This window comes from Lentzea sp. NPDC058450, assembly GCF_042721395.1.
Lineage (GTDB): Bacteria > Actinomycetota > Actinomycetes > Mycobacteriales > Pseudonocardiaceae > Lentzea.
On sequence record NZ_JBHXLO010000022.1, the window covers coordinates 62941 to 77448 of the forward strand.

The following is a 14508-nucleotide window of genomic DNA, read 5'->3' on the forward strand; positions in this document are numbered from 1 at the left end:
AAGCACACCTGTCCGTCATGTCTCCGCGACGCCTGTACGACGAGACAGAGTGACACAACCATGCCGGACCGCCCGCTCAGGCCGCCGGCCAGGTGCTCATCGCCACTCCCTGAGGAGGGCTTCCGACCAGCTCAGCGAGCCGCGCCAGCCGTCGCCGGCCGGTCACCCGCAACGCCGGTGCCCCTACCAGGGTGCACGGAAGTCCGGATGCGAGCAGAGCATTTTGCAACGGTAGGTGTGTCTGCGGTGCGTTGGGGTCCAAACCGAGCAGGTACGCGGACTCCATCCAGCTGCCCGCCGCCAGCGCCCAGACGCGCAGCACTGCGCCGTTCAGCTCAAAGTCCGGAGGGACGGTCTTGACCGAACCAGTCAGCCAGCGGGCGGCCAGAGGGGTGAGATCCGTGCGGAACGGCGTGCGGACGAAGTGGGTGCCCGCCTCGTTGACGCACAGCTCCGTGGTCACGCCGCGCTCGGCGCAGGCCTGCTTGAGGGGACTCAGCCGCCAGTCGTCGCGCAGCTCGGTGTACACGCGGGCGGCCGTACCGCGCGCGAAGCTGACGGCCTGACCCGGCCCGCAGAGGAAGCCGGCGAGGTCCGCCTTGGCCGGCGTGCGCGCTTCGGCCGAGAAGAAGGACAGCTGCCCAACCACGGCCCACAGGGTAGAACAGACGTTCGACTGTGACCAGTGGTGCGGCTGTGACACCCCGGTCGGACTACCCGGCCTTCAGTTCGTCGCACGCCTGCGCCTTGCCGATAGCGTCCGAGTACTTCGGCGACTTCTCGAGCGTGTCGAACGTCGCCCGCAGTTGCTCGGGGTTGCTCACCTGCGAGGTGTCGGTGAGCGCCTTCTCCGCCGCGTCCCAGAAGCCGTCGTTCGCCTCCAGGGCCGTGACCGGCGCTTTCGCCGCCTCGTAGGACCTGGCCGACTCGCCGACGTAGGTGACGAGCCGGTCGTGCAGGTCCTTGAGGTCGTCGGACGGCGGCCCGAGCTCCTTGAGCTTCTTCTCGGCGTCGGTGAACGCCGCCGCGTTGTCGTTCACGAGCTTCAGGTAGGCCGTCTTGACCGCCGCCGGGTTCGCCGCGTCCGACGCCTGGAGCGCCTTGCCGGCCTTCAGACCGGGCACGAACGCGCCGCAGAAGGCGTCCACCCAGCGGCCCTGCGCGTCGGTGAGCGGCTTCTCCTCGTCGGACGCGCACGCGCTGGTCAGAACGGTCGTTGCGGCCAGCACGGCGGCGATCAGGCGTGTCCTCACGCCGCTAGTTTCCCCTGGCCAGTTCCTGCCACCCCGAGCACACCTTGTTGGCGCGGAACGCCTCGGTGTACGCGGGGATCTTCACGATCTGCTCGAACAGCGCCGCCACCCCGTCGGAGTTGCCCCCGCGGGTGGCGGTGACCTGCTGGAACCGCTCTGGGAACTTGGCGTCGGCCGCGAGCCCCTGCAGGCGGCCAGCCACGTCGTCCCAGCCGGTCGCCTCCAGCCGCAACGACTTCACCAGACGATCGTGCAGGTTCTGCACGTCGGAGCTCATCGCACCGACCTTCTCCAGGTCGTCCGCCATCTTGCGGTCCGACGCGGCGGCTGTCGAAGCCCACCGCACCGCGGCCGCCTTCATGGCTTCGGCTCCCCGCGCGCCGTCGGCTCCGATGGCCACGCGGGCGATCTCGGTCACGCCCATCGGGCCGCAGTACGCGTCGAACCAGGCCGCCGGGTCGGCGCCCGGCACGTCGGCCGTCGTGGTGGTCGTGGGTGCGGCCTGCGGCACTGGCGAGGCAGGCGGCGGGGTGCCGCAAGCGGTCAACGCGGCCGCGCTCAGCACGGCCGCGATCAGGCGAGACCTGGTCACTGACCGATCAGCTTGCCGAGCTTCGTGCGCATCTCGGTGCACTCGGGCGCCTTGGCGATGGCGTCCTTGAGCTTCGGGTCGGCGTCGAGCTTCTTGATCTGGTCGGAGAGCTTCGACGGGTCGGCGGAGTCGCCACCGATCTTCTCGACCTGGCCCAGGAAGTCGGGCGCGGTCGCGTCGATCTTGCTGATCTGCTCGTGGACGGACTTGTACTCCTTGGCACCGTCGCCGAACATCTTGAGCAGCTCGTCGTGCATGGCCTGGTGCTCGGGGCCGGGCGCGCCGGCCTCCTTGAGCTTGGCCTCGGTGTCGGCCATCGCCTTGGCGCCGGTGTCGAGCAGCTTGAGCATGCCCTCCTTGATGGCGGCCGGGTTCTCGGCGTTGGCCGCGACGACGGTGATGAGCTCGACCGCGCCCGTCAGGACCGGCGTCGTGCCGGCGCAGAACGCGCCCGCCCACTTGACCGGGTCGGCCGCGGCGGCCGTCGTGGTGGTGGTCGTGGGCGCGGTGCTCTGCGCGGACGGCGCGGCGCTGGTGCCACAGCCGGTGAGGACCAGAGCGGCCCCGGCGCAGGCAGCAGCGATCGACAAACGTGCGTTCATTGGTGAATCCCCCAGAAAGGTCTAACCGGACCGCCGAACAGTACACGTTCGGGCGATCCGGTCAGACGTGATTCGAGCTCGTCAGGTGGTGGGCGGAGAGGTCTGCAACTCCTTGCAGTTGGCCGCTTTCGCAGCGGCGCCGCCGAGGCCCGTCTCGTCGAACTTCTTCTGCACGTCGGCGCCCGCCTTCTCCATCTCACCGGCCTTCGAGGCCATCTCGGTGAAGGCGGCGACGACCTGGTTGACGTCGGTCGACGAGTCGAGCTTCGACTTGGTGTCGGCGAGCAACGTCCTGATCTGCCCCATGCCGTCCTCGGCAGCGGTGGCGAGCTCCTTCGACTTCGGGTGCGGACCGTCTTCCAGGCTCTTGAGGTCCGCGATCGACTTGTCGACGGCGGCCACCTTCGTGCCGAGCCACTCGGACATGCCGGTCTTGAGCGTGGACGGGTCGCTCATGTTGATCGGGGGCTCGTCGGACAGGGACTTCACGGTGCCGCCGACGGCACCGCAGACCTTGTCCATCCACGCCACGACGTCGGCCTCGCTCGGGGTGGCCTGCGTGGACGTGGACGACCCTCCACTGCTGCACGCGGAGACCACGAGCAGACAGGTCGTCACAACGGCGATGACTGTGCGGCGCATGGGGCGGAAGTTACTCCGGACGGCCGCGCTCAGCTCGTCGGCGTGACGTTGAGGCGTTGCATCTCCTGGCACTTCTCCGCGGTCTGCGTGGCCTTCTGCAGCTCGGGAACGCCCTGGAGGTCGCGCAGCGGGTCGGCGAGCTCGGAGAGCTTCGCGATGGCCTCACCGGCGGCCTGGATGCCGCCCGTGGCGTCGTTCGCGTTCGCCTGCTCGATCTTGGTCTTGGCCTCGGTGAACACCGTGCCGAGGGAGGTGAACGTCTCGGCCATCTTGTTCACGGCCTCCTCGCCACCCGCGACGGGCGACGGGCCGACGTTCTTGAGGCCCTCCGCCGACTTGGCGAAGGCGTCGGCGAGCTGGCCCATGTAGGCGGCCATCTCGGCCTTGAGCTTGGACGTGTCCGCGGGATCGACCTTCGGGGCGGTCTTCTCGATCTTGGCGAACTCGGAGGCGGCGGAGCACACCTTGTTCATGTACTCGACGGCGGCCGCGTTGTTGACGCCGCTGGTGGGCGTCGGGGAACTGCCGGAGTTGCCGCCGGTGGTGCACCCGGTCAACGCCAGGGCGGCCACAGCGGCAGTGGCGACGAGGCTGCGCCTCATGTCGGAAACTCCTCGGTCGGGGTACGTCGGGGGAAGACCCGAACGTACCCCGACCGGAGGCGCTGGACCTACGCGGCGCCGTTGCTCACGGTCTCCGCGGGAGTGTCCGTGATCGACGTGCCGCGGCGCTTGGACACGACCACCGCACCCACGATGATCAGCACCGCGACCACGGCGATCGCGACGCGGATCGGCGCGGACGCGTTGTCACCGATGGAGAAGGTGATGATGGCGGGCGCGATCAGCACCGAGACCAGGTTCATCACCTTGATCAGCGGGTTGATGGCCGGGCCGGCGGTGTCCTTGAACGGGTCGCCGACGGTGTCGCCGATGACCGTCGCGGCGTGGGCGTCGGAGCCCTTGCCACCGTGGTTGCCGTCCTCGACCAGCTTCTTGGCGTTGTCCCAGGCACCACCGGAGTTGGCCAGGAAGACCGCCATGAGCGTGCCGGTCGCGATCGCACCGGCGAGGTAGCCCGCCAGCGGGCCGACGCCGAGGCCGAAGCCGACGGCGATCGGGGCGAGCACGGCCATCAGACCGGGGGTCGCGAGCTCGCGCAGCGAGTCCCTGGTGCAGATGTCGACGACGCGGCCGTACTCGGGCTTCACCGAGTAGTCCATGATGCCGGGGTTGTCGCGGAACTGACGGCGCACCTCGAACACGATGGCACCGGCGGCGCGCGTCACGGCGTTGACCGCGAGGCCCGAGAACATGAACACGACGGCCGCACCGATCACGATGCCGACCAGGACGTTCGGCGAGAACACCACGAAGTCCGTGAAGTCCAGCGCGGTCTGCCCGGCCTTCGCCAGCGCCTGGGAGATGGCGTCCTGGTAGGAGCCGAACAGCGCCGTCGCGGCGAGCACGGCCGTCGCGATCGCGATGCCCTTGGTGATGGCCTTGGTGGTGTTGCCCACCGCGTCGAGCTCGGTGAGGATCTGCGCGCCCTCGCCGTGCACGTCACCGGACATCTCGGCGATGCCCTGCGCGTTGTCGGAGACCGGGCCGAAGGTGTCCATGGCCACGATGACGCCGACGGTCGTGAGCAGACCACAACCGGCGAGCGCGATCGAGAACAGCGCGACGACGACCGAGCCGGACAGCAGGAACGCGCCGTAGACGGCGGCACCGATGACCAGTGCGGTGTAGACGGCCGACTCGAAACCGACCGAGATGCCGGACAGGATGACCGTGGCCGCACCGGTCCGCGAGGTCTCGCCGACCTCCTTCACCGGCTTGTGGTCGGTGCCGGTGTAGTAGCCGGTCAGCCAGAGGATGATGCCCGCCAGCACGATGCCGATGATCACCGCGACGGACGCGATGAGCGCCGGGTTGCCGCTGTCGCCCTTGAGCGAGTCGCTGATGCCGTTGAGGTCCGAGAAGGAGCTCGGCAGGTACGTGAACGCCGCGATGGTGCACAGCACCGCGGAGATGACCGCAGAGATGTAGAAGGCGCGGTTGATGGCCGCGAGGCCGTTCTCGCCCGCCTTCGCCCTGGTCGTGTAGACGCCGATGACCGCGGTGAGCACGCCGATCGCCGGGACGATCAGCGGGAACAGCAGGCCCTGCACGCCGAACGCGGCGGTGCCCAGGATCAGCGACGCCACGAGCGTCACGGCGTAGGACTCGAAGAGGTCCGCCGCCATGCCGGCGCAGTCACCGACGTTGTCGCCCACGTTGTCCGCGATGGTCGCGGCGTTGCGCGGGTCGTCCTCGGGGATGCCCTGCTCGACCTTGCCGACGAGGTCCGCGCCGACGTCCGCCGCCTTGGTGAAGATGCCGCCACCGACGCGCATGAACATCGCGAGCAGCGCGGCACCGAAACCGAAGCCCTCCAGGACCTTCGGGGCCTGGCCGGCGTAGACGAGCACGACGAGCGCCGCACCGAAGAGGCCGAGACCGACCGTGGTCATGCCGACCACGCCGCCCGTGCGGAACGCGATGCGCGTCGCCTTTTCCCGGCCGCCTTCTTCGTTCGCGGCGGCGGCGACACGCACGTTGGCGCGCGTGGACAACCACATGCCCAGGTAGCCGATAGTCGCCGAGAACGCGGCACCGACGAGGAAGAACAATGATCGACCGATTCGCTCGGCCAAATCGTCTGCCGGAAGCGCGAACAGCAGAACGAACACGATCACGACAAAAATGCCGAGCGTGCGGAACTGCCGGTTGAGGTAGGCCGCTGCGCCCTCCTGAACCGCCTTGGCGATGTCCTGCATCTTGTCGGTGCCCTGGCCGGCGGCCAGCACCTCCTTGAGCAGCACGTACCCGACGGCGAGAGCAGCCAGGGCGACCACGGCGACCACGGCTACGACGCCGCGATCACCCCCGGAGAGCTCGAGGCTCTCCGCGAGGAATTGCCGGGACATCCGTCCTCCTGGTGAGTTGCCATGTGCAGCGCCAAGGCAGACCAGCCGCCCAGCGCGACGTGACGCATCCCTCATTGGATGCGATGAGCGGGGAGTCTAGGGGCTGGTTGCAAGGAGGCAACGAAACGTCCCGATCCGTGCACACACCGTTATCTGCGCAGGAAGTCGAGTGCGGCCCGGTCAAGACTGTCGGTGGTGTATGCGAAGCTCGATCCCGTGGTGGATCAGGGACGCCGGCTGCTGGACCGCGTGCTGGCGGGGGTTCCCGCCGGGGAGTCGCCCCTCACGCACGCGCGCGATCTCCCGTTGCGGCAGGCAGATCACGTGGACTGGCCTGCGTGGACGGCCCCCGCGGTCGTCGAGGCGTTCGTGGAGACGGGCGTGCGCGAGCCGTGGCGGCACCAGGCCGAGGCGGCGTCGCTGGCGTGGTCCGGGCAGCACGTGGTCCTCGCGACGGGCACGGCGTCGGGCAAGTCACTTGCCTACCAGTTGCCCGTGCTTTCCACTCTTTTGGCGGACACGAAGGCCACCGCGCTGTACCTGTCCCCGACCAAAGCCCTTGGGGCGGACCAGCTCCGGTCGCTCGAGGAGCTGGGGATCAAGGGTGTGCGCGCGTCGGCCTACGACGGTGACACCCCGATGGCCGAACGCGACTGGGTCAAGGCGCACGCCAACTGGGTCTTCACCAATCCGGACATGCTGCACCGCGGAATCCTTCCGCAGCACCCGAAATGGCTGCGCTTCTTCCGCAGGCTGAAGTACGTGGTGATCGACGAGTGCCATTCCTACCGGGGCGTTTTCGGGTCGCACGTCGCGTTGTTGATGCGGCGTCTCCGCCGGGTCGCCCGGAAATACGGCGCGGACCCGATCTTCGTTTTGGCATCGGCCACTGTGGCTGATCCTTCTGGTTCGGCGGAGCGATTGCTCGGCGTGCCCGTTTCCGCTGTCGTGGACGACTTTTCGCCGCGCGCGTCGCGCACGGTCGCGTTGTGGGAACCCCCACTGACCTCTCTGGAGGGTGAGAACGGCGCGCCCGTCCGGCGGTCGGCGGGCGCGGAGACGTCGCGCATCCTGGCCGACCTGGTGGTCGAAGGCGCACGTTCGCTCGCCTTCGTGCGCTCCCGCCGCGGCGCCGAGCTGACCGCGCTGGGCACCCAGCGCATCCTGTCCGAAGTGGACAGTGAGCTGCCGCCGCGTGTCGCCGCGTACCGGGGAGGCTTCCTGCCGGAGGAGCGCCGGGCGTTGGAGAAGGCGCTGTCCACCGGCGACCTGCTCGGCGTCGCGACGACCAACGCCCTGGAGCTCGGCGTCGACATCGCGGGCCTGGACGCCGTGGTGGTGGCCGGTTTCCCCGGCACGCTGGCGTCGTTCTGGCAGCAGGCGGGCCGCGCGGGCCGTTCCGGTGACAGCGCCCTGGTGGTGTTCGTCGCGCGCGACGACCCGTTGGACACCTACCTCGTGCACAACCCGGCCGCCGTCCTGGACCGCCCGGTCGAGGCCACCGTGCTCGACCCCCTGAACCCGTACGTGCTGGGCCCGCAACTGGCCTGCGCGGCCTCCGAGATGCCGCTGACCCCGGCGTGCCTGGACGACTTCGGCGGCCCGCTCGCCGAAGCCGTGCTGGCCGACCTGGTGGCGGAGAAACTGCTGCGCCGGCGTCCGGCGGGCTGGTACTGGGCCTCGCACGACCGCCCGCACGCCGGCGTCGACATCCGCGGCTCCGGCGGCGACCAGGTGGCCGTCGTGGAGTCCGACTCGGGCCGCATGCTCGGCACCGTCGACCCCGGATCCGCCTGCTGGCAGGTGCACCCCGGCGCCGTGTACCTGCACCAGGGCCGCGCCTACGTGGTCGACGAGCTCGACCTGGACAGCGGCCTCGCGATGGTGCACCGCGAGGACCCGGAGTGGACCACCCAGCCCCGCGACTGCGTCGACATCACCGTGATCGGCGAGGTCGAGCGCTCGTCGTTCGACGGCGTCACGGTGTCCCTGGGCGAGGTCGAGGTGACCACCCAGGTCGTCGGCTACCTGCGGCGCCTGCCGTCGGGCGTGGTCCTGGACCAGATCCCGCTCGACCTGCCGGAACAGTCCCTGCAGACCCGTGCCGTCTGGTACACGGTCGACGAGTCGCTGCTGGTGGCCGCGGGCGTCGAACCCAAGCGCATCCCGGGCGCCCTGCACGCCGCCGAACACGCCGCGATCGGCCTGCTGCCGCTCTTCGCGACGTGCGACAGGTGGGACATCGGCGGCGTGTCGACGGCCGTGCACCCCGACACCGGCATGCCGACGGTCTTCGTGCACGACGGCCACCCCGGCGGAGCGGGCTTCGCGGACCGGGGCCACTCGGCGTTGCGGGCGTGGCTGACGGCGACCCGTGCGGCGATCACCGCCTGCGCGTGCCCGATGGGCTGCCCGTCGTGCGTGCAGTCGCCCAAGTGCGGCAACGGCAACGACCCGCTCGACAAGGCCGGCGCCGTGCTGGTGCTGGACGTGGTGCTGGGCAAAATCGCCTGACCGGTGTCAGGCCGCCCGGTTACGGTGGTGGCGTGAACGCCTGCAGCTGCAACGCCACCGACCGGACCCGTCGCCTCTAGCGCGGCGAGCCGGACGCCTGTCGCGCCACCGAGCGCGGCCGGCAGCCCGTCGCGCCTGGCGTGGTCGGGCCGAATCCCGCTGCGCCTCCGCGCGGCTGACGTCGATCGCTCCGCCGCGCCCTTCCGCACCTTCCGGCCACGGGTTCATTGGAGTCTGCCTTGTTCACGCCCTTTTCCGACCTGAACGCCCTTCTCGCCGACCTCGTCGCGTCCCAGCGCGAGATCCTCGGCCCCACCTACGTCGGCACGTACCTCCAGGGTTCGTTCGCCCTGGGCGCCGGCGACGTCCACAGCGACTGCGACTTCATCGTCGCCTGCACCGAACTCCCGTCCGGCGACCGCGAAGCCGGTCTCCGCGCCCTGCACGCCGAGATCCCGACCCGGCCCGGCCGCTGGTCGACGGAGATCGAGGGTTCCTACGCCGACCTGGATTCCCTCCGCTCGGTGGCGGGCCTGGGGGTTCCGTGGCTGTTCAACGACCACGGCACGCGCACCCTGGCGTGGGACCTGCACTGCAACAGCCCGCACGCCCGCTGGATCCTGCGCCACCACGGCATCGCGCTGGCCGGGCCGCCGATCACGTCGCTGGTCGACGAGGTGCCCGCGTCCGTGCTGCGGGAGTCGATGCGGGCTGAGCTGCCGCACGTGTTGTCCGGCATCGAGGAGTGGGCGCCGATGGGCAACGCCTGGGCGCAGCGCTACATCGTCTCGGCCTACTGCCGCACGCTCTACACCATCCACACGGGAGAGGTGGAGTCCAAGCGCGGCGCCCTGGTGTGGGCGAAGAAAATGCTCGATCAGCGGTGGCACCCGCTGATCGAGCAGGTCCTGCAGGACCGGGACCTCGGCTGGGACGCCGACGCGGTACCGCGGCCCGGATCAATGGAGGAGACCTTCGCCTTCGCGGTCTACGCGGAGGGGCTGAAGTTCTAGCTCCGGCAATGCTTTCGTGGGCGCGGCGGGGGCTCACGGGTACCCCCGCCGCGCTCTCCACGTGCCGAACACTGTTTTCCCGCCTGCTACCGCTTCGTGACCGGATTCCGCAGAACATCGGTGGAATCAGGTTCGTTCGTCTCGACAGGACACGCGGGAGGCGACGGTGTCGACTGTCTGCTGACGAACTCCGGGGAGGAGCCGGCTTCACCGACCGCGGCGGAGCTGGTGCTCCGCCACTAACGTTCCTCGGTCCGGTCACTACAACGGGAGGCTGTCCTTCGGGGTGCGTGTTCGGCTTTTCACCCGTTCCTCTGCGGCCCCCGACGTGCGGGGTGCGGAGGCCGACCATCGGATCGGGCTTGGTGGAACGGCCGCGCAGGGCATCGTCTTCGGGGTTGTCGGGGAGAGTCCACGACGACACCCAGCGCGGCCGGGCTTTGTTCCTTTAGTTTGTGGGTCAGACGGTTTCGAGCTGGAAGCGCGACGGGGCGTGCACGGCCTCGACGAGCGCGTCCTGCACGACGTGTGCGTCCGGCAGGTTCCAGCCGCAGACCTGCGGCTTGACCCGCCAGTGCACGACACCGTGCGCCATCGTGGTGGGGGGCAGCGGGATGTACTCGCCCTTGCCGTACAGGTGGACGTCCGCGTTGTTCGCGAGCTCGGCGTTGAGCTTCGAGCCGGACTTCACGAGGAACATCCACCGGCCGGACGGGGTCGCGGCGATCGGCACGGGAACACCGATCTGCCGCAGGGCGACGGCCGCGCGACGGCCGAGGTCGGTGCCGACCTCGATCGCGTCCACCACGTGGCCGGTGGCGACGAGAAGGCTGTACGAACGGCCCGCCCACCACGTGGCGACCTGCTCGGGACGCGTCCCGATCCGGTCGACCCAGTCGCGGTGCACGGGGATGGGGCCGTGGAGCTCAAGGCCGCTGCGGCCCGCCCACTGGGTGACGCCGTTCTCCGAACCGGCCGGGTACGTGCCGGGCAGTACGGGCCAACCGCGGTACGCGAGGCTGATGGCCTCGGCACGCAGTTCGATGCGGAAGGCCCCGCGCCAGCTGTCCGACCAATCCATCTTCCGTCGCCTTCTTCCTAGGCTCTGACTCGACATCGACGTGGTGCCGGTTTCCGTAGGGACACCGCGTCGGTGCCGCCACTACAACTAACGACACCGGCACCGGCCTCCGTAACCCCCGCTCGACAACTGGTAGCTACGGGACGGCGAACGTCCTTTGCCAGAACGGGCCACTGAACTCCGCGCGTTTGGTTCGATCACCGTTCAGCATGTCCCGGCGCGGGTGTGAGTCCGCTCACCGCTGTGAGCCGACCGCTCGTCGTGCTCCAAACGCTTCGATCTTCGGCCGGACCTGCCCTGGCCCGGGCGTTCGCCGGGCCGAACGGCGTAATCGCCGACACCTCGACAACCACCTCCTCTCCGCTCACCGTGCAGCTCGTCAACTCGGCCCTGTTCTCCAGCGCCACGCGTTTTGCCTGCTCACAAGCACTTTCGTCGCCATCGGCAAGCCGAGCGGCCGCCGCGAGCGCCGCCAGATCGGCCGCACCGGTCACCCGATGCCGCGCGACGACCGCCGAACCGACCTGCGCACCGGCCACCACGACGATGATCAGCAACAACATGGCCACCACACCGCTCACCGCGGCCGAACCCCGCTCGCAACCCGACCGTTCACCGCTCATCGCGGCTCCGGCACGGCGAACGCCCGAGCGCTGAGCGGTAAGCCCAGCGGCCCCCGTTTGCTGACGACGACCGAGATCGCATCGCCTTGGACGTCAACCAAGACCTGGGCACCACCCACGATCCGCCCGGCCGCCTCCTCACCGCGCTCCCGTTCACCGCGAGCCGTGAGCCGGGCGGCCTCCCGGGCCGCGTCCGCGCACCGCATCTGCTCGGTGACGGCCGCCAGCCCGTTCGCCCCGAGCCACAGGACCACCAGCAACGCGCTGACCGCGATGGCGGCCTCGACCGTGACCATCCCGCGATCGTCAGACGCTCTCCAGCGCACCCTGTATCAGCTCCTGCAGCTGGTTCCGCAGACCGTCACTCGTCACGATCACGTACATCAACGCGGCGAGGGCGGCCGCGGCCAACGTCCCGATCGCGTACTCCACGGTGCTCATGCCGCTGTCGTCCTTGAGCAGTTCCATCTCTTCTCCTATCCGAGGAATTGATCGGCCAGTCCCAGCACCACCGGCGCGACGCCGAGGCACAGGAACGCCGGCAGGAAACACAGTGCGAGCGGCGCGGCCACCGTGACGGCGGCCTGCTGCGCCTTGGCCTCGGCCTCGTCGGCCGCCTGTTCTCTGGTCCGCGCGGCGAGTTCGGCCGTCTGCCTGGCCAGCGCCGCTCCGGACCGCGCGGTCCTGCGCGCCGCCCTGGCCAGCAGGGCGGTGGACGGCTGGTCGAGCGCGGACGCCCACGCCGTGACCGGGTCGGCGCCCAGCCGCAGCAGCTCCGCGACCCGCGCGAGCTCCTCGATCTCCACCGCCTGGATCGCCGTGGGCACCGGCAACCCGGCCTTCAGGCACGCGGCCAGCAGATCCCAGGCCGCGGCCCGTTCGAACGGCCCGTGCGGCTTGTTCTTTGCGGGAGGCGGATCGTGCCCCCTCGGCCTGAGCCGCTCGATCGCCCTCGGTGGCTTCGGCAGGACGAGCAAGGCCAGCGCCAGCAGCAGGAACGTCACGGCCGCACCTCCGTGATCCGCTGCGTCCACCACACCCCGGCCGCCACGAACACCGCCCCGGTGGCCAGCAGAACCTGCCCCGCCACCGTCGCCGTGAGCACGTGGACCGGCCCGGCACCGCTCAACTCCCCCAGCAGCACCCCGACGACCGGCAACACGGCCAGCACCGCCGCACTGGCCCGAGGCCCCGCCATCCGCGCGTGCACCTGCCGTGCGAACGCCGCCCGCTGATCGAGATCCCGCCTGGTGGCGTCCAGCACGTCCGCCAACGCCACCCCGTGCCGCGCCGACACCCGCCAAGCCCTGGCCAACTGCTCCACCGCGGTGCCCAGCAGGGGTTGTTCCAGCTCGCGCAACGTCCGCTCGACGTCACCACCGAGCCTCGACGCCACCGCAACCGCTCTCAGCACCTCCTTGGCCGGCGCCGGCGTGTCCTCGGCCGCACCCTCCGCCGCGTGCGCCGGATGCGCACCGGCCCGCAGTTCGTCGATCACCCCGCCCAGCCCACTGCTGAGCGCCTCGGCCGCCTCCCTCTGCGCCTTGTCCTTCTTGCGCTGCTTGCGAATCCTCCGCGTGGTGATGGCCAGCACGGCCGCCGCGACGAGTCCGCCCACACCTGCCGCCAGGTAGGTCGCCGTGGCCACCGCCGCCAGCCAGATGTACGGCGGCACAACGATTTCTCGCTTGCCCTGCGGCCTCAGCCGCCGGATCGACCTGACGTGCGGCCACACGAGCAAGGCCGCCGCTGTCAGGAGAAGGCTCACCACAGCAACTCCTTCTCCCGCCACCCGTGCTCCCGCGTCCAGACAGGACGCACTTCGAGTCCGTTGTGGCTCTCGATGACGCCGATCTCGTTGAGGTAGCGGGCATTTCCGTCGCGACGCATGTGCAACACGACCCTGATGGCCGCCGCGACCTGACTGCGCAACGCCCGCGGCTCCAGCCCGCCCAACGCACCCAGCGCCTCCAGCCGCGCAGGCACCTCACTCGCCGAGTTGGCGTGCAACGTCCCCGCGCCACCTTCGTGCCCGGTGTTCAACGAGGTCAGCAACTCCCTGACCTCAGCCCCGCGCACCTCCCCGACCACGATCCGGTCGGGCCGCATCCGCAACGCCTCCCGCACCAACTGCCGGGTGGTGATCTCGCCGGCCCCTTCGACGTTGGCGGGCCGCGCCGTGAGTCGCACGAACTGCGGATGGTCGGGATTCAGCTCGCTCGCGTCCTCGACGCACACGATCCGTTCGTGCGTCGGCACGCAGCCCAGCAACGCCGACAGCAACGACGTCTTGCCCGAGCCGGTGCCGCCGATGACGAGGAACGCCATGCGGCGCTTGACGATCGCGCGCAGGGTGTCGGCGATCTCTTCGTCGAACGTGCCGAGTTGCTGGAGGGCCGGCAGGTCGTGCGTTGCGGGTCTGAGGACGCGCAGGGAGAGGCAGGTCTGGTCGGCGATCGGGGGCAGGACGGCGTGCAGGCGCACTCCGCTGCCGGGGAGCCAGCCGTCCACACAGGGCGAGGCGTCGTCGAGTCTTCGGCCCGCTGCCACGGCCAAGCGCTGAGCGAGGCGTCTGACGGCGTCCTCGTCGGGGAACGCGACGGTGGTGCGGTGCAGGCCGTTCGCGCCGTCCGCCCAGACCTGGTCCGGTGCGGTGACGAGGACGTCGGTCGTGCCGGGGTCGGCGAGCAGCGGGTCGAGGGGGCCGGTGCCGCTGAACTCCTGGCGGAGGACTTGGAGTGCGTCCAGGACGTCGGAGTCGGCCAGGACGCCGCCTGCTTCGGAGCGGACCGCGTGGGCCACTACGGCCGCGGTCATCTCGACGTCGGTGGCGGTGCCGGCAAGGCGATGCCGGACTCGGTCGATGAGGGTGGAGGTCATGGCGGATACCTCGCGGAAGTGGTTGCTGTGGTTGAGGTTCGGGGCGGAGTGAGGGCTGCGGGAGGCAGGAGGGGTTGAGGTGTGGGCGGTGGGGTGAGGTGGGTTCGAGGCGAGGTGGGGTGTGGGGGATGAGGTGCGGCGGAAGGTTCGAGAGGAGGGGTGGGGTGGGTTCAAGGCGAGGTGAGTGCCGGAGGGGTGGGGTGAAGGCTGCGGGGGTTAGAGGGGCGCGGGCGGTTCGGACGCGGAGCGGGATGGAGGCAGGGCGGAGTGCGGGGCAGGGCGAGGTGGGGTGCGGAGTGAGGCGGGGTGCGGCGGAAGGGGTGAGCGGTCAGGGCTC

At 70.1% G+C, this 14508-nt stretch carries 16 protein-coding genes; 2 read left to right on the forward strand and 14 right to left on the reverse strand.

The annotated features are described in order from the left end of the window. Window positions 1-76: 76 nt before the first annotated feature. The 7 genes from ACFWNN_RS29275 to ACFWNN_RS29305 all read right to left on the reverse strand — a co-directional run bounded on the left by ACFWNN_RS29275 (window position 77) and on the right by ACFWNN_RS29305 (window position 6060). Window positions 77-649, reverse strand: coding sequence for a hypothetical protein (locus ACFWNN_RS29275; RefSeq protein WP_382443146.1), 573 nt, complete (start codon window positions 647-649; stop codon window positions 77-79). 64 nt (window positions 650-713) lie between these two features. Beyond that, on the reverse strand, window positions 714-1253 hold the full coding sequence (locus ACFWNN_RS29280; RefSeq protein WP_382443147.1) for a hypothetical protein: 540 nt from the start codon (window positions 1251-1253) through the stop codon (window positions 714-716). A 4-nt stretch (window positions 1254-1257) separates the two neighbouring features. Beyond that, on the reverse strand, window positions 1258-1845 hold the full coding sequence (locus ACFWNN_RS29285; protein ID WP_382443148.1) for a hypothetical protein: 588 nt from the start codon (window positions 1843-1845) through the stop codon (window positions 1258-1260). After that, entirely contained in the window at window positions 1842-2447 is a 606-nt protein-coding gene (locus tag ACFWNN_RS29290; protein ID WP_382443149.1) for a hypothetical protein, read from the reverse strand. Before ACFWNN_RS29290 ends, ACFWNN_RS29285 begins: the two co-directional genes overlap by 4 nt. Before the next feature lie 81 nt (window positions 2448-2528). Continuing rightward, window positions 2529-3089 (reverse strand): hypothetical protein, encoded by a 561-nt coding sequence (locus ACFWNN_RS29295; protein ID WP_382443150.1) that lies wholly within the window; start codon window positions 3087-3089, stop codon window positions 2529-2531. 29 nt (window positions 3090-3118) lie between these two features. Further along, a complete protein-coding gene (locus tag ACFWNN_RS29300; protein ID WP_382443151.1) occupies window positions 3119-3691 on the reverse strand; it encodes a hypothetical protein in 573 nt (190 codons plus the stop codon). A gap of 68 nt (window positions 3692-3759) precedes the next feature. Then, window positions 3760-6060, reverse strand: a complete 2301-nt coding sequence (locus ACFWNN_RS29305) for a sodium-translocating pyrophosphatase (protein ID WP_382443152.1) — start codon at window positions 6058-6060, stop codon at window positions 3760-3762. Window positions 6061-6276: 216 nt separating this feature from the next. Here ACFWNN_RS29305 and ACFWNN_RS29310 point away from each other — a divergent pair, with 216 nt between their 5' ends. Both ACFWNN_RS29310 and ACFWNN_RS29315 read left to right on the forward strand, forming a co-directional pair. Continuing rightward, window positions 6277-8574, forward strand: coding sequence for a DEAD/DEAH box helicase (locus ACFWNN_RS29310; protein ID WP_382443153.1), 2298 nt, complete (start codon window positions 6277-6279; stop codon window positions 8572-8574). A 239-nt stretch (window positions 8575-8813) separates the two neighbouring features. Then, window positions 8814-9587, forward strand: coding sequence for an aminoglycoside adenylyltransferase domain-containing protein (locus tag ACFWNN_RS29315; protein WP_382443154.1), 774 nt, complete (start codon window positions 8814-8816; stop codon window positions 9585-9587). 460 nt (window positions 9588-10047) lie between these two features. On the opposite strand, the gene ACFWNN_RS29320 is transcribed toward ACFWNN_RS29315, so the two are convergent. The 7 genes from ACFWNN_RS29320 to ACFWNN_RS29350 all read right to left on the reverse strand — a co-directional run bounded on the left by ACFWNN_RS29320 (window position 10048) and on the right by ACFWNN_RS29350 (window position 14171). Then, window positions 10048-10668 carry a bifunctional DNA primase/polymerase gene (locus ACFWNN_RS29320; RefSeq protein WP_382443155.1) on the reverse strand — a complete coding sequence of 207 codons (621 nt, stop codon included), beginning with the start codon at window positions 10666-10668 and terminating at the stop codon, window positions 10048-10050. 197 nt (window positions 10669-10865) lie between these two features. Next, on the reverse strand, window positions 10866-11291 hold the full coding sequence (locus tag ACFWNN_RS29325) for an Rv3654c family TadE-like protein (RefSeq protein ID WP_382443156.1): 426 nt from the start codon (window positions 11289-11291) through the stop codon (window positions 10866-10868). After that, on the reverse strand, window positions 11288-11587 hold the full coding sequence (locus ACFWNN_RS29330; protein WP_382443157.1) for a TadE family type IV pilus minor pilin: 300 nt from the start codon (window positions 11585-11587) through the stop codon (window positions 11288-11290). The genes ACFWNN_RS29325 and ACFWNN_RS29330 overlap by 4 nt, the downstream gene beginning before the upstream one ends. 10 nt (window positions 11588-11597) lie before the next feature. Then, complete coding sequence (locus ACFWNN_RS29335; RefSeq protein ID WP_382443158.1) at window positions 11598-11759, reverse strand: DUF4244 domain-containing protein; 162 nt, start codon at window positions 11757-11759, stop codon at window positions 11598-11600. Window positions 11760-11767: 8 nt separating this feature from the next. Continuing rightward, a complete protein-coding gene (locus ACFWNN_RS29340) occupies window positions 11768-12295 on the reverse strand; it encodes a type II secretion system F family protein (protein WP_382443159.1) in 528 nt (175 codons plus the stop codon). Next, entirely contained in the window at window positions 12292-13059 is a 768-nt protein-coding gene (locus ACFWNN_RS29345) for a type II secretion system F family protein (RefSeq protein ID WP_382443160.1), read from the reverse strand. The genes ACFWNN_RS29340 and ACFWNN_RS29345 overlap by 4 nt, the downstream gene beginning before the upstream one ends. Then, window positions 13056-14171, reverse strand: coding sequence for a TadA family conjugal transfer-associated ATPase (locus ACFWNN_RS29350; RefSeq protein ID WP_382443161.1), 1116 nt, complete (start codon window positions 14169-14171; stop codon window positions 13056-13058). Before ACFWNN_RS29350 ends, ACFWNN_RS29345 begins: the two co-directional genes overlap by 4 nt. Window positions 14172-14508: the final 337 nt, after the last annotated feature.

What these genes read in the sequence shown, in the direction of transcription:
- ACFWNN_RS29290 (WP_382443149.1), bottom strand. Translation starts at nt 2,447, where the DNA reads ATGAACGCACGTTTGTCGATCGCTGCTGCCTGCGCCGGGGCCGCTCTG.
- ACFWNN_RS29295 (WP_382443150.1), bottom strand. Translation starts at nt 3,089, where the DNA reads ATGCGCCGCACAGTCATCGCCGTTGTGACGACCTGTCTGCTCGTGGTC.
- ACFWNN_RS29300 (WP_382443151.1), bottom strand. Translation starts at nt 3,691, where the DNA reads ATGAGGCGCAGCCTCGTCGCCACTGCCGCTGTGGCCGCCCTGGCGTTG.
- ACFWNN_RS29305 (WP_382443152.1), bottom strand. Translation starts at nt 6,060, where the DNA reads ATGTCCCGGCAATTCCTCGCGGAGAGCCTCGAGCTCTCCGGGGGTGAT.
- ACFWNN_RS29320 (WP_382443155.1), bottom strand. Translation starts at nt 10,668, where the DNA reads ATGGATTGGTCGGACAGCTGGCGCGGGGCCTTCCGCATCGAACTGCGT.
- ACFWNN_RS29325 (WP_382443156.1), bottom strand. Translation starts at nt 11,291, where the DNA reads ATGAGCGGTGAACGGTCGGGTTGCGAGCGGGGTTCGGCCGCGGTGAGC.
- ACFWNN_RS29330 (WP_382443157.1), bottom strand. Translation starts at nt 11,587, where the DNA reads ATGGTCACGGTCGAGGCCGCCATCGCGGTCAGCGCGTTGCTGGTGGTC.
- ACFWNN_RS29335 (WP_382443158.1), bottom strand. Translation starts at nt 11,759, where the DNA reads ATGGAACTGCTCAAGGACGACAGCGGCATGAGCACCGTGGAGTACGCG.
- ACFWNN_RS29350 (WP_382443161.1), bottom strand. Translation starts at nt 14,171, where the DNA reads ATGACCTCCACCCTCATCGACCGAGTCCGGCATCGCCTTGCCGGCACC.